At 63.5% G+C, this 18,879-nt stretch carries 11 protein-coding genes and 2 tRNA genes; 2 read left to right on the top strand and 11 right to left on the bottom strand.

Annotation, left to right across the window (positions count from 1 at the left end; translation table 11 throughout):
* Positions 1 to 128: 128 nt before the first annotated feature.
* Complete coding sequence (locus PV375_RS00790) at positions 129 to 2,303, bottom strand: S9 family peptidase (RefSeq protein ID WP_332105722.1); 2,175 nt, start codon at positions 2,301 to 2,303, stop codon at positions 129 to 131.
* Between the two features lie 117 nt (positions 2,304 to 2,420).
* Between PV375_RS00790 and PV375_RS00785 the strand changes: the two genes are divergently transcribed.
* Positions 2,421 to 4,106 (top strand): MBL fold metallo-hydrolase RNA specificity domain-containing protein, encoded by a 1,686-nt coding sequence (locus PV375_RS00785; RefSeq protein ID WP_332105721.1) that lies wholly within the window; start codon positions 2,421 to 2,423, stop codon positions 4,104 to 4,106.
* A 105-nt stretch (positions 4,107 to 4,211) separates the two neighbouring features.
* On the opposite strand, the gene PV375_RS00780 is transcribed toward PV375_RS00785, so the two are convergent.
* From PV375_RS00780 to PV375_RS00760, 5 genes are all read right to left on the bottom strand, one after another.
* The gene (locus tag PV375_RS00780; RefSeq protein WP_332105720.1) at positions 4,212 to 4,874 is read right to left on the bottom strand and encodes an ATP-dependent Clp protease proteolytic subunit; all 663 of its coding nucleotides are present in this window, start codon (positions 4,872 to 4,874) and stop codon (positions 4,212 to 4,214) included.
* Positions 4,875 to 4,895: 21 nt separating this feature from the next.
* Positions 4,896 to 5,522, bottom strand: coding sequence for an ATP-dependent Clp protease proteolytic subunit (locus PV375_RS00775; RefSeq protein WP_201517770.1), 627 nt, complete (start codon positions 5,520 to 5,522; stop codon positions 4,896 to 4,898).
* A 261-nt stretch (positions 5,523 to 5,783) separates the two neighbouring features.
* Entirely contained in the window at positions 5,784 to 7,133 is a 1,350-nt protein-coding gene (tig, locus tag PV375_RS00770) for a trigger factor (protein ID WP_332105719.1), read from the bottom strand.
* Positions 7,134 to 7,346: 213 nt separating this feature from the next.
* Positions 7,347 to 7,423 (bottom strand) — tRNA-Pro (locus PV375_RS00765).
* Positions 7,424 to 7,446: 23 nt separating this feature from the next.
* A tRNA-Gly gene (locus PV375_RS00760) sits at positions 7,447 to 7,520 on the bottom strand.
* A gap of 212 nt (positions 7,521 to 7,732) precedes the next feature.
* On the opposite strand from PV375_RS00760, the gene PV375_RS00755 reads away from it, so the two are divergent.
* On the top strand, positions 7,733 to 13,012 hold the full coding sequence (locus PV375_RS00755; RefSeq protein ID WP_332105718.1) for an SCO7613 C-terminal domain-containing membrane protein: 5,280 nt from the start codon (positions 7,733 to 7,735) through the stop codon (positions 13,010 to 13,012).
* Here the strand turns inward: PV375_RS00755 and PV375_RS00750 are convergent.
* From PV375_RS00750 to PV375_RS00730, 5 genes are all read right to left on the bottom strand, one after another.
* The gene (locus PV375_RS00750; protein WP_332105717.1) at positions 13,009 to 14,073 is read right to left on the bottom strand and encodes an Fpg/Nei family DNA glycosylase; all 1,065 of its coding nucleotides are present in this window, start codon (positions 14,071 to 14,073) and stop codon (positions 13,009 to 13,011) included. The two genes, PV375_RS00755 and PV375_RS00750, sit on opposite strands and share 4 nt — an antisense overlap.
* A 15-nt stretch (positions 14,074 to 14,088) precedes the next feature.
* On the bottom strand, positions 14,089 to 14,625 hold the full coding sequence (locus tag PV375_RS00745; protein ID WP_332105716.1) for a ribose-5-phosphate isomerase: 537 nt from the start codon (positions 14,623 to 14,625) through the stop codon (positions 14,089 to 14,091).
* Entirely contained in the window at positions 14,625 to 15,227 is a 603-nt protein-coding gene (locus PV375_RS00740) for a mycothiol-dependent nitroreductase Rv2466c family protein (protein ID WP_332105715.1), read from the bottom strand. Before PV375_RS00740 ends, PV375_RS00745 begins: the two co-directional genes overlap by 1 nt.
* A gap of 69 nt (positions 15,228 to 15,296) precedes the next feature.
* A complete protein-coding gene (locus tag PV375_RS00735; protein ID WP_332105714.1) occupies positions 15,297 to 17,102 on the bottom strand; it encodes an ABC transporter ATP-binding protein in 1,806 nt (601 codons plus the stop codon).
* The gene (locus tag PV375_RS00730; RefSeq protein ID WP_332105713.1) at positions 17,099 to 18,877 is read right to left on the bottom strand and encodes an ABC transporter ATP-binding protein; all 1,779 of its coding nucleotides are present in this window, start codon (positions 18,875 to 18,877) and stop codon (positions 17,099 to 17,101) included. Before PV375_RS00730 ends, PV375_RS00735 begins: the two co-directional genes overlap by 4 nt.
* Positions 18,878 to 18,879: the final 2 nt, after the last annotated feature.

Genomic DNA, 18,879 nt, shown 5'->3' with positions numbered 1-18,879 from the left:
CCAGCGGCGTAGTCGAGCACCACCAGCTCGACTACGCCGCCTTTGTTTCGACTGGGTCGGGGCTCATTCACCCCGGCCAGCCGAGCGACACCGCGCCATGAACACCACAGCACGGTGCCAAGCATCACTCAGAGCAGCTGCTCAGCTCCGATCGCGTGCAGCACATAGGCGTAGTCCCACGCCCGATCGCGCCAGCGCTGGTAGCGGCCCGACCCGCCACCGTGGCCGCCGTGCATTTCGGTCTTCAGCACGATCGGCTCGCTGCCGGTGGTTACCTCGCGCAACTTCGCCACCCACTTGGCCGGCTCAACGTAGAGCACGCGAGTGTCGTGCAGGCTTGTCACCGCGGCGATCTGCGGATACCGCACCGCGCGGATGTTCTCATAGGGCGAGTAGCTCTTGATGGTCGCGTAGGCCTCGGGGTCGGTGATGGGATTGCCCCATTCCTCCCACTCGAGGGCGCTCAGCGGCAGCTCGGGGTCGAGGATGCTCGTCAGCGCGTCGACGAACGGCACCTGGGCGACGATGGCACGATAGCGTTCGGGGGCGAGGTTCGCGACCGCACCCATCAGCAACCCACCGGCCGAGCCGCCGATCGCCGCGAGCCGGTCACCGTCGACGAGACCGGCCGCAACCAGGTGCTCGGTCGCATCCACAAAATCGGTAAACGAATTGACTTTCTTCGCCTTCTTGCCGTCTTCATACCAGCGCCGGCCGAGCTCGCCGCCACCGCGGATATGCGCCACCGCGAACACAGCGCCGCGGTCGAGCGCCGAGGCCACTGGCAGCGAGAGCGCCGGCTCCATCGAAATCTCGTAGGAGCCGTAGCCGTAAATGATCGCCGGCGCGGTGCCATCGAGCGGCGTGCGCACGTGGTGTAGCAGTGTGATCGGCACGCGAGTGCCGTCGCCCACCACCGCCCACTCGCGCCGGGCCACATAGTCGGCAGCCCGGTAGTCGCGCACCTCGATTTCGTGGCGCAGCTGTGGCACATCCCCGCGCTCGAGTGCCGCAAACTCGATCTCAAACTCGCGACTGGGATGCACCCAGCTGTCGACCTCGAGCCGCAGCACCGGCGCCCCAAACTCGAGTTCGCGATGCGAAACACCGATGAGCTCCTCGGCAAATTGCGGCTGCAGCAGCTCACCACCAGCAAGCGGCACCACGAGCACCTGCGGCAGCGCCTCGCGCATCGCATCGACAACGAGATAGTCGCCAGTGTACGAGAACGACAGCAGCCGGTCGGTGTCGCTACCGGCAATCAGCACGATCGGCTCGAGTTCGGCGATTGACGCCACCGGCCCGGCCGCGAAACGCTCGAGATCAACCAGCACCAGCTCACCATTGGGCTGGCCGTCGTGGTGCAGCACTGCCAGCTGCTGGCGGCCATCGACTACCACCGGCTGCACTTCGTAGCGCAGCCGCGCATCCCGCGCGATCAGCGTGGTCATCGCATCCTCGCGCAGCCCCGTGCCCGGCACGAGTGGCCACAGCTGCAGCTCATCGAGCTCAGAGTTCCCGGCGCTGCCGATGACGAAGCGGCGATCGTCGCTCAGCCTGCCACCGAGCCACATCTCGGCATCGTCTTCGCGCCACAGCAGCAGGTCATTGGCCTCGCTATCACCCAGGCGGTGCACGCGCAGCTCATGCGGCCGCCACGACTCGTCGATCACGGTGTAGACAATGCGCTCACCATCGGGCAAAAACTCGACCGCCGGGCCGATATTGCGCAGCGAGTCGGCCAGCCACTCGCCGGTAGCGAGGTTCCGCACCCGCAGCGTGTAGCGCTCATCACCGGTGGTGTCTTCGGTGTGCAAAAACAGCTCTCCATCGGGCGAAATATCGATGCTGCCAACCGCATAGAACTCGTGCAGCTGCGACTCGGTATTCGCATCCAGCAGCACCTGCTCACCCGGCGCCACAATGTCAGCATCGAGCACCGGCGGCACCCAACCGACGGCTGCGGCGGCGGGTTCGGATGCGGCGATGCGGCAGAAAATCGGATGCTGCCCGCCCTCGATCATGCGGCTGAAATACCACCAGTTACCGCGGCGACTCGGCAGCGTCACCGAGGCCTCGTGGGTGCGCCGCTTAATCTCACCGAAGATCGCCTCGCGCAGGGGCGCCTGCTCGGCGGTGATCGCTTCGGTGTAGGCGTTCTCGGCCTCGAGATGCGCGATCACCTCGGGCGATTCTTTCTCGCGCAGCCACTCGTAGTTATCGATAAACACATCGCCGTGCACTTCACGTCGATGCGGTTCTTTGCGGGCTGTTGGCGGAGTAGGCATTCCTGCATCAGTCATGGCACCGACAGTAACCCACGCCTCCGACATCGCTGTCTGCGTTCTGCCAGCACTCGGCTCTCTGGCGGCTAACACGATTCCCATGAAATCAGCACCCGCGGCTGTCAAGCTGAAGCCGTGAACGCATCCACCCACACCACCCTGCAATTCCTCGGTGCCGCCGAAACCGTCACCGGCTCAAAATTCCTGCTCAGTGTCGGCGACCGCCGCATCCTCATCGACGACGGTATGTTCCAGGGGCCTCGCGAACTGCGCAAGCGCAACTGGGTGCCACTGCCCTTTGAGGCCGATTCGGTGACGGATGTGCTGCTCACGCACGCGCATATGGATCATGTCGGCATGCTGCCGCGGCTTGTGAAGCGCGGGTTCCGCGGCCCGATTTTCGCCACCGAGGGCACCGTGCGGCTCGCCGAGATCGTGCTGCGCGACGGCGCGAAGCTGCAAGAACAAGACGCCGCCGAGGCGAATAAGCGCGGCTCGTCGAAACACCAGCCGGCGCTGCCGCTCTACACCACCGCCGATGTGGAGGCGACGCTGCCGCTATTTGTGACGGTGCCCTTCGATGAGGATCTCGACCTCGACGACGGCATCGTCGCCCGCTACACCCGCGCCGCGCACATCCTCGGCTCGGCCTCGATCACGCTGTGGACCCCCGATGTTTCGGTGGTGTTCTCGGGAGATCTCGGCCGCCACGACCACCCGGTGCTGAAGCAGCGCGGCACTCCCCCGGGCGCGCCCTATGCGCTGATCGAGAGCACCTATGGCGACCGCGAGCATCCCGAACCCGAGTTGCTGCCGCACGAGGGCTTCGCCGATGTGGTGCGCCGCACCATCGAGCGCGGCGGCTCGGTGCTCGTGCCCGCCTTCGCCGTCGACCGCACCGAGGTGGTGCTCAAGCAGATCGCCGATCTGCGAGCCGAGGGGCGCATCCCCCATGTGCCGGTGTATGTCGACTCGCCGATGGCAAATGCGGCGCTGGATGCATACCGGTCGCTTCCCGATGAGCTGCGCGACGATCTGCGCCCCGATCAGCTGCTCGAGTTCCCCGATCTGCACTCGGTGCGCAGCCCCGATGAGTCGCGCGAGCTGACGACCAAGGCCGGCAAGCATCCCGCCATCATCATTGCCGCGAGCGGCATGGCAACCGGCGGCCGGGTGCTGCACCACCTCGAGGTGATGCTGCCCGATAAGCGGCACTCGGTGGTGCTCACCGGATATCAGGCCGTGGGCACGCGCGGGCGCACGCTCGTCGAGGGCGCCACGAAGCTAAAGCTGTTCGGCCAGTATGTGCCGGTGCGCGCCGAGGTGTTCCAAGACGGCGAGTTCTCGGTGCACGGTGACCGCTCAGACCTCCTTGACTGGCTGCGCGAGCTGTCGCCGCGGCCGCACACCGTGTTCTGTGTGCACGGCGAGGAGGATGCGGCGAAGGCATTTGCCGCAGCGATCGAGGAGGAGTTCCCCGGCATTGATGCGGTGGTGCCGCATCACAACGAGGTGGTCGTGCTCGATGGCACCCGAGCCGCGCTCGAGCCGAAACCCGCCACCGCCCGCCGCATCGACCGCACCGTGCCAGAAGTCACCGCATCCACCGGCCCCTTCACCTCGGATGCTGCCGGCGAGGCCGAGCAGATTGCCGCCGCACCCGTGCCGCGCGACTATCGGCTGCTGACCGGGGCATCCCCCGACGAGCTTTCGGCGCAGGCAGCCGAACTGCTGGCGGCCGGATATGTGCCGTTCCAGTCGCCGAGCGTGGATGAGATCGCCGGGCAGCCGCTGTATCTGCAGGCGTTCATCCGGCCGTAAGGCTCGTTTGGCAATAGCGCTCGCTGGCGTCAGCGATACAGCGCGAATCGGCCGTGTCGACCTCCCTGCCCGGGAGATTGACACGGCCGATTGCGTTGCGCTGATCTAGTTGAGAATGACCGGCTGTGCACCCTTCCTCGAGGTAAGCACCTGGTCGATAAGGCCGTATTCAAGGGCCTCCTGCGCCGACAGGATCTTGTCGCGCTCGATGTCGTTCGAGATCATCGCCTGTTCCTTGCCCGAGTGCTTGGCGAGCGCCTCTTCCAGCCACTCGCGCATCCGCAACACTTCCTTCGCCTGGATCTCGATATCCGAGGCCTGGCCCTGGCCGCCACCACCGGTTGCGGGCTGGTGGATGAGTACGCGAGCGTTCGGCAGCGCGAGGCGCTTACCGGGCTGGCCTGCGGCAAGCAGCACCGCGGCGGCCGATGCCGCCTGGCCGAGGCAGACGGTCTGCACCTCGGGGCGGATGTACTGCATGGTGTCGTAGATCGCGGTCATCGCGGTGAACGAACCACCGGGCGAGTTGATGTACATGGTGATGTCGCGGTCGGGATCCTGCGACTCGAGCACGAGCAGCTGCGCCATCACGTCGTCGGCCGAAGCGTCGTCAATCTGCACCCCGAGAAACACGATGCGGTCTTCAAAGAGTTTCGCGTAGGGGTCTTGGCGCTTGAAGCCGTAGGCGGTGCGTTCTTCGAACTGCGGCAGGATGTAGCGCGAGTTCGGCATCGGCGATCCGGCTGCGTAGGTGGGAATGTTAAGCATGTGAATGGGTCCTTCCTCGTCCTACTCGCCGTCGTTGCTCACTGCATCGGGGTTGCTCGAGATGCGTCGGTCGGTGCCGCCACCGCCGACCACCGAGGTGGCCGATTCTGAGATGTGGTCGACGAAGCCGTACTCGAGCGCTTCTTCGGCGGTGAACCACTTGTCGCGGTCACCGTCCTTGTGGATCTGCTCGACCGACTTACCGGTGCGTGCCGCGGTAATTTCGGCGAGGCGCTGCTTCATGTCAAGAATGAGCTGTGCCTGACGCTGGATGTCCGACGAGGTACCACCGAAACCACCCAGCGGCTGGTGCAGCAGTACGCGAGTGTTCGGGGTGATGTAGCGCTTGCCGGGGGCACCCGAGGTCAGCAGCAGCTGCCCCATCGAGGCGGCCATACCGATGCCGACGGTGACAACGTCGTTGGGCACCAGCTGCATGGTGTCGTAAATCGCCATGCCGGCGGTCACCGAACCACCCGGCGAGTTGATGTAGAGGTAGATGTCGCTTTCGGGGTCTTCAGCCGACAGCAGCAGCATCTTGGCGCAGATTTCGTTCGCGTTATCGTCGCGGACGTCTTCGCCGAGCCAAATGATGCGGTCTTTCAGAAGCCGGTCGAAAACACTGTTCGGCAGTTGCTGTTCAGCCACAGGTGATTCTCCTTCGTGCGGTTTCGCCTCAAAGTTACTCGACCCGAGCCGAAGATCTGGTCACTGTTCGCCGTGGGCGTGAATATGGCTGCGCCGGTCGAGAGGTGAGAAACGCGGAAGATTTTGGGTTCAGGATGGCCGTAGCTACATCCTGGACCCAAAATGTTCCGCTGAGCTCCCCAGACACTGCGACAAAAAGCGGGCACTGCAACAAAAGGGGTGGGGATGCTTAGATGCCTCCCCACCCCTTTACGAGCCGAATTACTTCTCTTCGGTCTCGGCAGCGTCTTCGGTGCCCTCTGCTTCAGCGGCGTCGCGCTTGTTACGGCCGTCGCGCACGGCGGCGGTGAACTCGCTCAGGTCAACTGACTTGCCGTTCGAGTCGACGATCTCAGCATCCTCAAGCACGTAAAGCACTGCCTTCGAGCGCGCCACTTCGCCGACCAGTTGCGGAATCTGATTGTTCTGCTGCATGATCTGCACGAATTCCTGCGGCGCGATACCGTACTGGCTCGACTGCTGGAACAGGTACTGGGTGAATTCTTCCTGCTCGACCTCGACCTGCTCGGCCTTGATGATCTCGTCGAGCAGCACCTGCTGCTTGAACGAGCGGTTCGCCTCGGCACGAACCTCTTCGCCGTGCTCATCGTCGAGGGTCTTGCCCTCCTGCTCGAGGTGACGCTTGACTTCGTCTTCGACGAGCTGCTCGGGAACCGGCACCTCGTTGGCTTCAAGCAGCGCGTCGATAGCGGCAACACGGGCCTGCTCGAGCTGTTCAAAAGCCTTCTTCTTCGCGGCCTGCTCACGCAGGTCGGCCTTCATCTCATCGACGGTGTCGAACTCGCTCGCGAGCTGCGCAAACTCGTCATCAAGCTCGGGCAGTTCACGTTCCTTCACCGACTCGACGGTGATGGTGATCTCGGCCTTCTCGCCGGCCTTCTCGCCACCGAGGAGCGTCGATTCGAAAGTGGTCTCTTCGCCGGCGGTGAGCGTGAGCAGAGCCTCATCAGTGCCCTCGAGCAGCTCACCCGAACCAACCTCGTGCGACAGGCCCTTGGCCTCGTCGATCACTTCACCGTCGATGCGTGCCACAAGGTCGATCACGGCGAAGTCACCGTTCTCGATCGGGCGCTCGACCACCTTGAGGGTGCCGAAACGAGCGCGCAGCTCGTCAACCTCGGCGTCAACGTCCTCGTCGGTGACCTCGGCAGCGTCAACCTCGAGCTTGAGACCCTTCCAGTCGGCAATCTCAATTTCGGGGCGGATGTCTACCTCAATTTCGACAACCAGGTCACCCGAGAAGTCAGCAACCTCGGGGGTTTCTTTCACGTCTGCTTCGGGTCGACCCAACGGCAGCAGCTCTTGCTCGGCTAGCGCGTCCTGGTAGAAGCGGTCAAGGGCATCCGAGATGGCTTGCTCGAGCACCACCGGGCGACCAACGCGAGCGTCGATGAGCTGGTTCGGCACGTTGCCCTTACGGAAACCGGGCACCTGCACCTGCTTGGCGATCGACTTGTATGCCTGGTCGATATAGGGCTTGAGTTCTTCCGGCGAGATGCTCAGCGTGAGCTTCGCGTGGGTCGGGGTGATCTTCTCGACCGAGGTCTTCACGAGTGGGTCTCCTACTAAATCTTTGGTCCGCGCACTGCGGTCTTCGACTGTCGCACACGTGCAAACCGCGCGGTTTCGGGCGAGTTCGCACAGACAACCCTCAATGATACGCGCCGAACTGTGTCACACCCTAATTATTGTCGGTAGTTTCAGCAGCCGGCCTGCATCCAGACACTAATTACCGAAGAGAATCGGGCACAGGCGCGCTCCAGATGGTCGGGACTACAGGATTTGAACCTGCGACTTCTCGCTCCCAAAGCGAGCGCTCTACCAAGCTGAGCTAAGTCCCGGAGACCGCGCCTGCGGCGCGATCTGGAGGGGATGACGGGAATCGAACCCGCGTAACCAGTTTGGAAGACTGGGGCTCTACCATTGAGCTACATCCCCACGGCCGCCAAGCGGCACTGCGCAAGTCTACCCGAAACTTTTTCACCGCGCGATTCGGCCCGCGAATGAAACTCGCTCGACCGCAGGGTTGAGGTTGTGGATATCTCGAGCAAAAACGCTGACATTCCGCTTAGCTCAGAGCAACTCAAAAACCATGTGCCCAAACCTGAGCACCAGATCGGGCACGGGACAGTGGCGAACAAAGGCGACGGATGAGCGGAACTCCCACAGAGCCATACGGCCCCAACGACCAGATCGAAATCGCACGCGATAGCGCATCGCTGCGCGACACCGGCCGCTGCCCGCTGTGTGCAACCCCGTCCGATAGCGCGGATCCTCAGGCCGGCACCACCGACCCTCACCGCTGCTGGCGCTGTCAACTCGACCTGACCGATCCGCGACTCGCCGAGGTGTTTCAGCTCGGCGTGGATGCGGCCAGGATGCTCGACCAGCGCGAGTCACAATTGCGACAGCTGCGCGTCGAATCAATCGCCGAGCAGGAAGAACACGCCCGCGCAGCGTTGACACTACCGACGGTGTCTGAGACTGCAGCACCCGCCCCAGTTCCAGCTCCGGCACCCGCACCCGCTCCCGCGCCCGCACCAGCGACGCAAGCGCCCACTCCCTTACCACCGCTCCCAGAAACGACAGCGTTCATTCCACCAGCACCCGTGCCAACACCCATGCCAGCACCCGTGCAATCACCGGTGCAGGCACCACAAATACCGTCTGCACCATCGGGCACAAAACCGCATCCCACCGCGGTATCCCGCCCGCGGCGACAGCTTTCGCCGCAGGCGATGCTGCTCACCGTCGGGGTGTCATTCGTAGCGATTGCCGCAGCGGTCTTCCTCACTGTTGCGTTCGTCGTGTTCAATCTGACGACGAAGGCGGCAATCATTGGCGGGCTCACGGTGCTCAGCGCGGTCGGTGCATCGCTGCTGCAACGCGCCAGGCTCGGTCGCACCGCAGAAGCCATTGCGGTGCTTGCTGTGGTCTTGTGCGTGCTTGACGTTTGGGCACTGGATGCACTCGGGTTACTCGCGGCAACATCGCTTAATTCGGCCATTATCTGGGGAATTGGTCTCACCTTGTTGGCCGCTGGATGGTGGGCGTGGGGACACATCACCCGGCTACGAGCAGCCACCGTCGCGAGCGCCTGCAGCATTATGCCAGCGCTGAGCCTGCTCATTCTGGGGCTAAGCAACCAGTTTGTCTGGGATCCTGCCGCGCTCGTGATCCCGCTCTCACTCGCCGCGGCATCCGCTTTCGCAGTCGCGCACGCTTTTCGACGGGGCGGCAAACCGCTACTCGCCGAACAGCACCTCGTGCAGGCAATGGCCACGCTGGCCACAGTTTCGCTGATGGCATTCCTGTTTTCAGCCGCCATAATGGCGCAACCCGCTGCCGGCTACCGCACCGTCGCCGCCGGCGTCTTACTCGCCAGCTGGTTTTTGGTGGCGCTGCGCTGGGGTATCAGCCCCGTGTACCGCGCTATTGCCGCGGTGAGTTCGGTGGCTGCTGCCTTCGTCTTCGTATTGACCGCCCAAATGGCAATTACCGGCACGAGTTCAGGACTGCCGTGGTGGTGCGGCGGAGTACTGATTGCGGTCGCCGGTTATTGGTGGTTGCTGCGCAGCTCTGGCCAGCCCAATCGCCCCGTTACGGTCGGGGCGACGGTATCGGCAATCGCGGCTGGATGCACGGTGGTGGCTCATTTCGGCTGGGCAGTCAACCGGTCGCATTACCTGTCACCGGTTCACACCGCCGAGCGCTACCTTGGCACCTCAACCGTTGATTACGGGGCGTTTGATCTCGGATTGCTAGCGTTTGCGACTTCTTCCGCAGCGGTAGCGCTGGTTATTGCCGCGCTCCTCCAGCGTCGCCCCGTGGCTGCACTGGCATCTGCAGACACCGGTGAAGTGACCAGCAACAGCGCTGACCCACGCCCAGCTTCACCTCCGCCGATACGCCCGCTCGCCGGCACGGGTATCCGGCAGCTGATAGGTGTCGTATTCTCGTGCGCTGCTCTCGTCTTTTTCGCGCTTGCGTTTTTGGCGGTGCCAGCGACCGTTGCGCTACCTGCTTTTGGAGTCATGACAGTCGCCGGCGTGATCATCGCGCTCCGACTAGCGGCTGCCAGTAGCGCACCGCTGCGCTGTGTCATTGAATTTGCCTGGATCATCGCTGCTGGTGGCGCACTGCTGCTCGCGCCAGTGACAGCTGTGCCGCTGCTCGTAGTGGCGGCCGTAGTCGCGGTGGTGCTTGTGCGCACCGTGCCGCTGCTTGGCACACAAACAGCCGGCGTGATGCCCGCAGCTTATGGAGCGCTGTTCATCCCGCTGGTGATCCATGCCGGAATCGCCTCGTTGAGCACGCAACAATTGTGGCCATTAACCGTATTGGCTGCGGTGTGTGGTGTCCCGGCGGCACTCTTGCTGCTGCCCGAACGGCACAATCCCACTCGGGTGGCCAGTTTTGCCCTCGCCGCGCTGGCATGTTTGAGCGCTGGGTTCACGGTTTTGGCGAGCTGGTTTTTCAGCCCCGAACGGATCAATAGCGGACACATCTCCCAGACGGCAACAACGCTCGGTTTGCCCACCACCGCAGCTGTGCAACCATTCGAGCCATTCCCCACCGTTGGCGTGCTCATCGCGCTGCTGGTGGCACAACTGCTGCTGCTCACCCTCACGCCGAACTGGCAGGCGATGCCCACACAGCTCGCGCGAATGCTTGCGATCCCGCTCGCCGCGTTCGCCGTGGCGCTCAGTGTCGACGGAACGCTACGGCTGGAATTTGACTTCAGCAACGCGTCCCATTTGATCACCGCGCTGAGCCTGGGCGGTGCACTCGCCGCGGGCTCGCTGCTGGCCGCCCGCAAAGCACCGGCCCGAGCGAAACTTGGTGCTGCGGCACTCGTGGTGCTGGGGCAGACCGTGACGACATTCACCGTGGTACTTGGTGACAGCGCGTTTCGTGAACAACCAGAAACCGTCGCGAGTACCTTCCTCGCAATTGTCGCGACAGCGGGAATTTCACTCTTCCTGCACCATCCAATTCGGGTATCTCCCGCGGCAGAGATAGTGATGTGGCTCGTGCCGACCTTTATTGCCGGTGGCATCGGTTCGCTGCTGCACACAATGGTCGATATCCCGTTGGTAACGGTTTTACCGGGCGCACTGGCGTTCAGTGTCGCGGCAGCGCTACTGGTACTGCGTCGACCTTCGCCAAGCCGTTCCTGGGCTGCCGCGTGGCTGGCGCTCGGGGTGCTCACTGTGTGGCAGGTTTCGCTCCGTTTGACACCGACCGGAACGTGGGCGCTCACCACAGTCGAGCTCGCAACGCTGGGGCTGCTCGCCGCGATCCTGTTCCTGGCAGCAATCGCAAACTGGCCACCGCAACTTGCTCCCCTGCAATCTGTGGCAGTGTGCATCGAGCCGGTGCTCACCGCGGCCAGCTTCGTCTTGTTCCACAACCGGTTCCACGAGTCCAGAACAATTGATTCGATGCCTGTTGTGGCACTGCTGATCGAGCTGGGGGTTATTTGCCTGCTCACCTGGTTGTTCGCCTGGCTGACGCTCTGCGATGCACGGCGTAATCGTCCGGCCTCCCACCGAGCACTCAGTGCTGCCGCATTTGCGGTCGCGCTGCTGGTGCTCTTGCTACCGGTTGGCAGCGCATGGTTAGCCGCCGATGCTGGATTTGCGCTGCCGCTACTCGCCGCTGCTGTCGGAGCGGTGCTGGCGCTGCTAACCGGCCCGGTGCCACCGACCGAGCAACTGTCACTCTCAAAGCTGCCGCACTCCCCCGCGCTCCCGCACTTTTTGGTCGCCGCGAGTGTGCTGGTGCTTGTTGGGCTTTCGTTCTTTGCGCTGGATGGACGTGGTTTCGAAGCCGCCACCAGGTTGACCTTCACTAACGTCACCGCCACACTACTCGACGCGAGCATTGCGGCGCTGAGCCTGGCGGCACTTCGCCGCGGTCATCACTTTGCGGCAGCAGTGGCACCACCGGCGATCTGGCTGGGCACCGTCCAGTTCAGCGTGCCACTGTTCGGTGCCTGGTGGCCCCTCATCACCGCCACCACCATTGCGTTGGTCGCAGTGCTCACTATCCGTCGTCGATACCGAGGTGCCGAGCCGTCGCCGCTACCGGCGCGCCTCACCGTGGCCCTCGCCGCGGCAATTCCCGGTGCCGCAGCGGCAATTCCACAGCTCACGCAGCCCACGGTTCCAAGCACCGGCTTGTTCATTGCTGCCACGCTGGGGCTCTTGGTGCTGTCGCTGTGGCCATTGCCGATGATGCAGCAACCGGTGAATCCGGTACGGGTTGTGCTGGCCGGTGTCGCGACGGTTGCGGCGATCGGGATGCGTCTCAATGCGCCGGCGCCCTGGGTCGAGCTGAGTGCGCTGCCGCTGGGAGTATTCCTGGCGTTCGCCGCGATCAGCGCCGCTCGAGCCAGGGCGCGCTGGGAGGCACAGGCTTATGCCCTGCTCGCGCCCGTGTTGGTCATGGTGATGCTCCTCCTCTTCAATGGTGTCGCCGCACGCCCCATCGTTGTGCTGGCAGTGGCTACCGCGCTGGCGCTCATTGCTGCACTCATGGCTGCCCTCAGCGCTCGACACACGCACGGGGATGCCTCCCTGGCCGCCTCGTTGCGGGCCGGGCTGCTGCAGGCTTTCAGCCTCGGCGCCATCACTGCGGCAGCAATTAGTCAGCTGGCAGCGGTAGTGCAGTCCGAGCCGGAGAGCATCCCAACGATGCTGCTACTGCTGCTCCCGGGCCTGGCCCTGCTTGTGGCGACGAGTTTCATCACAAAACAGATGTGGCTCGCCACGGCCGCAGCGTTCAGTGCACTGCTACTGCCTTCGCTTGCCTACATAGAGGCAGGTGTCACCGATATTGGCACCCAGTACGCACTCATGGTGCCGCTGAGTGCACTCGCTGCCATCCCCACCATTGCGCTGGCAATCAAGCCTCATTCGCCTGCCCGCACCACTGCCATGACCGCTGTCGGAGTGGGCCTGGCAATCGTGACCATCATGGGAGGTAGTGCGACAACGCCGCCCGAAGCGGTCACTATTCCAATGTCCACGGCTGCACTCACGTCCGGAATAATCGTGCTCGCAAACACCGCCACAGCTCGCAGCTGGCTGACACTCGGGCCCGGGCTGGCAGTGCTACTCGGGGCGGGATACGTATTCGAACACATCGACACGCAGCCGTGGCGAGTAATCCTCATGTCACTACTCATCGCGGGCTCGCTGGTGTTCGGTGCGATGAAGCGGCTGCAGGCACCGATCGTGCTCGGCACCATCACCGGCCTCGCGCACGCGATACTCGCCACTCGCCGCGCCTTCCCAGAGCTGGTGGTGCCCTGGTGGGTTTGGTTGGCGATCGTGGGCGCAGCGTTGATTTTTGTCGCCGCTACCTATGAGGCTCGCCGCCGACAGGCACGAGCGCTGTTCGCATCCGTATCAGCGCTGCGCTAGTGCTGACAGCCAGGGCACCAGTAGAGCTTGCGTCCCTGCATGAGTTCCACCTGCACATTGGCACCGCAGCGGCGGCAGGGTTCGCCCGCTCGGCCGTACACCCAGTGCCGATGCGCCACATCCGCGAGCGCAAGTTCCCACTGCTCGCCCGTGAGCCCATCAATTGTCATCATGCGCCCCACCCGTACACCGTCGGGCAGTAGTCGAGTCCAGTCACGCCACATCTCGCGCAGCTTGGATTCTGGCACCTCATTACCCGGTAGATGCGGGTCGATTCCGGCACGGAACAGGATTTCGGCGCGATAAATATTGCCGATGCCCGCAACCACAGCCTGGTCCATGAGCAACTGCCCGATCGCCACGCGGCGCCGCGCAGCATTTTCCACGAATCGGTCTTCACCGGCGGCGGGGTCGCCAACGAGCGGGTCTGGCCCGAGCCGATCGAGCACACGCTCCACGCCGGCATCATCGAGCAGTTCGCAAACGGTCGGCCCGCGCAAATCCGCGCAAGAGCGGTCGGTCAGCATCCGCAACCGCACCGTGCCGACAATCTCAGGGGGCCACTGCTCGCTCGTGGCCAGCTCGGCGTCGTGCTCGGCCATTCGACGACGCCGCGGCGCGCCAATCGACAGTGCCGAATCTTCGCCGTCGGCGTCCACGATCTGCGCGACCGTGTGCACCCGGTTCGCTGCCGCATATTCTCCGGTCTGACCGATTCGGCCGCCGTCTCCGGCGCGCTCTTTGAGCGGCACCGCATCGGTAATCGGTTCGGCACCGGGCAGCGTCACTGACGGCACACCGGCCGAATAGTCGACCGCAGTGACCTCACCCCAAAAATCCCAGGCGCCATAGATGCCGAGGTGCACCCGCAGCCACAGTCCATTATCGAACGCGGCAAACATCTGCTTGCCCACCGCAAAACAATCGGTGAGCACACGGTCATTGATGCGTGCTGCGCCGTCAGCAAATCGCCCTTGCGGGCTGGATGCGGTGATGCGTCGGCCACCGAAAGTGGCTCGGATCTGGTTGGCGATGCGGTGAACGGAATGGCCCTCAGGCACGATGCTCCTTCGCGCTTAGGCTTCGGGAGCAGCGTCGACCACCACGGGAACGTCGCCTTGGGTCGCCGTCACCGTGGTTTTCCCCGCGATCGCTCCGGTGCGTTCGTATTCGCGCAGCTGCCCGATACGGCGCACATGCCGCTCCTCACCGGGGAATGGCTCCCCGATGAACGTATCAATAAAACCGATCGCTTCTTCAAGCTCGTGCTGCCGGGCGCCGATCGAAATGACATTGGCGTTGTTGTGTTCGCGGGCAAGCTGCGCCGTGGCTTCGCTCCACACGAGCGCGGCGCGCACGCCGGCCACCTTGTTTGCGGCGATCTGTTCGCCATTACCCGAACCTCCGAACACCACACCGAGCGAAAATTCGCCGGCAGCCCAGTCGTTTGCGACAGCCTGCGCCGCATCGATGCAGAACGACGGGTAGTCGTCAACGGGGTCGTATTCCTGCGGCCCGTGGTCGATGACCTCGTGACCCGCCGCACGCAGGTGTTCCTGAAGCTGTCGCGAAAATTCGAGCCCGGCGTGGTCGGTCGCGACGTGGATGCGCATCAGTCGAACTGCGGACCGCGCGTCCGCGAGCGCTTGAGTTCGAAAAAGCCGTCATAGCCCGCTGCGGCCACAACGCCATCGAACAGTTGCAATGCCATATTGCCCTTGGGTGCCGGCGAGATGACGGGGCCAAAAAACGCAACGCCGTCGACCGCGATGATTGGCGTACCGACGTCCTCGCCCACGAGGTCGATTCCCGACCGATGTGAGGCCTGCAACAGCTCGTCAAATTCGCCAGACTGGGCGCGTTCGACGAACTCGGCCGGCACCTGAGCCTCGGCAACCGACTCTGCCAACACATCGTCGTCACGGCGTTCGCCAACGTGAATGCGCGTGCCGAGCGCGTCGTACAGCGCCTTGACCCGGTCGTTACCGAGTTCGGCATCAACACCGGCTGCCACCTTGCAGGTGAGCAGCATCCGCTGGTGTGCCTCGGCGTGGGTGTTGTTACGGCCCTCGTTGAGGATGGCGAGCGACATCACCCGCCAAGTCACGTTCGTTTCGGGACGGAGGCGGTGCACCTCGTCAATCCAGCGCGAAGTCATCCACGCCCATGGACATACCGGATCGAACCAAAACTCGATCGTCGCATTCGAAGTCATGCTGCCAGCGTAGCCGCTCCCTCGTGAGGGTTCCCTCGACGGCGGCCACACACCGTGCGGAGATTGCGCTTAGAGCGAGTCTTGCCAGGCGCGATGCAGGTCTGCAAAACGTCCGCCGGCGGCGATCAGTTCGGCCGGAGTGCCATCTTCAACCACGGCACCGTCGTGCACCACCAGCACCCGGTCGGCGTTCATGACGGTTGCGAGCCGGTGGGCGATGATGATCGCGGTGCGGTCGCCGAGCAGCTGTTCGAGCCCGTGTTGCACGGCACGTTCGCTTGGCAGGTCGAGCGAACTGGTGGCCTCGTCGAGAATAAGCACGCGTGGGTCGGCAAGAAACGCGCGCGCAAACGAAACCAGCTGCTGCTGCCCGGCTGCCAGTCGGCCACCGCGCGAAAGCACATCGGTGTCGTATCCATCGGGCAGCTGGCGAATGAACGTGTCGGCACCGATTGCTTCGGCTGCCGCTTCAATTTCGGCCCGGGATGCATCCGGGTTACCAATCGCAATATTGTCGGCAACCGTCCCCGAAAACAGATACGACTCCTGAGTCACCATCGCCACCGCCTGTCGCAGCGATCGATCGGACAGTTCACGCAGATCAACACCATCAATTCGGATGCTGCCGGAAGAGACATCATAAAAGCGCGCGATGAGCTTCGCGATCGTCGATTTACCGGCGCCGGTGCGCCCCACAATCGCCACGGTCTGCCCCGCCGGAATGTGGAGGTCAACGTGCGGCAGCACATCCTGGCCGTCTCGGTAGCCGAAGCTCACCGCATCCAGGTCAATGGTGCCGCGTCCGGCAGGAAGCGGTTTCGGATTCTGTGGTTCGGTTACTGACGGATTTACCGAAAGGAAGGCCGAAATTTTTTCGAGCGCCGAAGCGGCCGACTGGATCAGGTTGTAGAAGCCGGCGAGCGTGTCGATCGGCACAAAAAACCAGCGGGTATACAGCACCAGCGCGAGCAGCACACCCACTTCGAGGTTGCCGCCAACAACGCGCAGACCACCAACTGCGATCACCACCGCGATTGTGAGGTTGCCGAGCAGCTTGAGCGCCGGCTGGTAGATACCAAACACCATGATCGAACGCAGGAGTGCCGTGCGGTAGTCACCGCTGAGCTCGGCGTAGCGTGCATCGTTTGCGGATTCGCGACGATAAGCCTGCACCGCGCGAATACCGGTGAACGTTTCGACAAATTCCACGGTGAGCCGTGCCGAGTGGGTGCGCATATTTCGGTATTCCACCGATGAGCGACGCTGGAACCAGGTCGACAAAAAACAGCCCGGCACGAGCATCACGAGCATCACGAGCCCGGTGAGCCAGTCCATCAGGATGATCGACACGGCGATCACGATCATCCGGGCCGGGGCACCGATAATCGCTTCGAGGCCAAACACGAGCGGTTCGCTCAGCGACTCGGTGTCGTTGGTTTGGCGCGAGATAACGCGGCCGCTGGTATAGCTCTCATGAAACTCGAGATCGAGCTGCTGGCTGTGTCGGAAGATGCGTAGCCGCAGGTTGTAGAGCACCCGCTCGGCAACGCGGGCTGAAAGGCGCAGGTACGCGAAAATAGCGCTCGAGCCCACCACCGCGAGGCCCAGGTAGCCGATCCCCGCGGTCCAGGCCGGTGTCGAATCGCCCGCTTGTAGGGCCGGTAGCGCAACGTCAATACCCCACGCAATAACTGCGGGGCCGGCGACCACGGCGAGCTGATAGATGATGATGAGCACGGCCACGGTAAAAAATGCGCCGCGAGCTGGGCGCAGCAGCTCACCCAATAGCTGCCGCATCCGCTCTCGTTTTTCACGATCGCTGCCCGCCGCAATCGGGTCGAGGTCGTGGTCGGCTTCGGCCTGTTGCGTTGTCATTCGTCGTCACCTCCCGAAGCTGCGGCGCTGGTGGCCGGGTCGGCCATGATGGCGCGGTATTCCGGCCGGGTAGCCATGAGTTCGTTGTGTGTGCCCACCGCCATGACGCGGCCGTTTTCGAGCAGTGCGACCCGGTCGGCGAGCGCCACCGTGGATGAGCGGTGCGCGACCACGAGCGTGGTGGTGCCTCGCAGCACTTCCCGCAGCCGCGCGGTGACCCGTTCTTCGGTTGCCGTGTCAAGTGCCGATAGCGGATCGTCCAGTAGCAGCAACCGGGGTTTCGCTGCGATCGCACGCGCCAGCGCGATGCGCTGTCGTTGCCCACCCGAAAGTGACAGCCCCTGCTCACCGATGCGGGTATCGACACCGTTGGGAAGCTCATAGGCAAAACCGGCATCGGCGGTTTCGAGTGCCAGATCGAGCAATTTGTTGGCCGCGGCGGTGTTGCGATCGGCGTCACCGAGTGGTCGGTCGAGCCCGAGGGCGCGGTCGGCTCCCAGCAGCACGTTTTCTCGCACACTTCCCGAGAACAGGGTGGCCTGCTCAAACGCCACCGCGGTGGTGGCGCGCACCTCGGCGAGGTCAAGATCACGCACATCGTGGCCATCGATCAACACCGCGCCCGCGGTTACGTCATACAGGCGCGGCACCAATTGCAGCAGCGTCGATTTACCGGCTCCGGTAATACCCACCAGCGCCATCGTCTCCCCCGGACGCACGGTGAGCTGCACCTCGTGCAGCAGCGTGTCGTCGGGTCGATCGGGATAGGCAAAACTCACCCCGCGCAGTTCAAGTTCGCCGCGCGCAGACATGGCAGCAAATTCATCGGGATGCTCGGGGCTCGTGATCGTACGCGGTGCGTCAATCACCTCAAAGTGTCGTTGCAGCGCCGAGGCGGTGGAGGCTGCGGCACCAAACATTTGACCGATCATGGTCACCGGTCCGTTGAGGATCATCGCGGTGGCAAAAAAGGCCGACAGCTCACCGACGTTCATATCGCCATTGGCGATGAGGTGCAGCCCGAGCAACAGGGCCGTGCCGAGCGCAATTTCGGGCAGCATCCGCACCACCGCGTCAAAGTTGGCAATGAGGTCGGTCTGGCGCACCCCGATGGCACGCACCCGGTCGGCGTGGCGCTCATAGCGCCCGAGCGCATAGTCGCCGCGGCCGAAAGCCTTGAGCACTCGAATACCATGCACCGACTGCTCAACATTGGTGGCCAAATCGCCGCTGGCATCCTGCCCCTGGCGCGAAAGCTGCCGATATTTGCCCGCGAACCACGCGGTGTAAAACATGATCGGCAGCGCGGCGGCGAAGTAGATGGTCGCGAGCAGCCAGTGCGAGCGCACCATCAGTACCATGCCGATAGTGAGCGTAAACATGTCGGTGATGAGCATGATGCCGCCGAAGGCAACAAACCGACGAATCTCGCCGAGGTCGGTCATCGCCCGCGAAAGCAACTGGCCCGACTCCCAGCGATCGTGGAAGGCAAGTGGCAGCCGCTGCAGGTGACCAAATAGCCGTGTTCGCATCCCGTATTCGATGCGCGCCGAGGGGTCGACCGACAGCATCCGGCGCACAAACAGCAGCCCCGACTCAATAAGTGCCAGCCCCACAACCACGAGCGCGGCCATGAGCACAACCGTGGCACCGGCGTTGACGGTGAACACCTCGTTCACCAGATACGACAGCACCTGGGGCATCGCCAGCGCGGCGACCCACGAAAAAATTGAGACCACAACACCGAAGATGAGCCGGAGGCGATAGGGCTTCATCA

This window comes from Gulosibacter sp. GYB002 (genome assembly GCF_036577665.1).
GTDB lineage: Bacteria > Actinomycetota > Actinomycetes > Actinomycetales > Microbacteriaceae > Gulosibacter > Gulosibacter hominis.
Note: the sequence above shows the minus strand (reverse complement) of the source record. Positions and strands in the feature narration are given on the sequence as shown.

What these genes read in the sequence shown, in the direction of transcription:
- PV375_RS00735 (WP_332105714.1), bottom strand. Translation starts at nt 17,102, where the DNA reads ATGACAACGCAACAGGCCGAAGCCGACCACGACCTCGACCCGATTGCG.
- PV375_RS00740 (WP_332105715.1), bottom strand. Translation starts at nt 15,227, where the DNA reads ATGACTTCGAATGCGACGATCGAGTTTTGGTTCGATCCGGTATGTCCA.
- PV375_RS00745 (WP_332105716.1), bottom strand. Translation starts at nt 14,625, where the DNA reads ATGCGCATCCACGTCGCGACCGACCACGCCGGGCTCGAATTTTCGCGA.
- PV375_RS00755 (WP_332105718.1), top strand. Translation starts at nt 7,733, where the DNA reads ATGAGCGGAACTCCCACAGAGCCATACGGCCCCAACGACCAGATCGAA.
- PV375_RS00780 (WP_332105720.1), bottom strand. Translation starts at nt 4,874, where the DNA reads ATGCTTAACATTCCCACCTACGCAGCCGGATCGCCGATGCCGAACTCG.
- PV375_RS00790 (WP_332105722.1), bottom strand. Translation starts at nt 2,303, where the DNA reads ATGACTGATGCAGGAATGCCTACTCCGCCAACAGCCCGCAAAGAACCG.
- PV375_RS00730 (WP_332105713.1), bottom strand. Translation starts at nt 18,877, where the DNA reads ATGAAGCCCTATCGCCTCCGGCTCATCTTCGGTGTTGTGGTCTCAATT.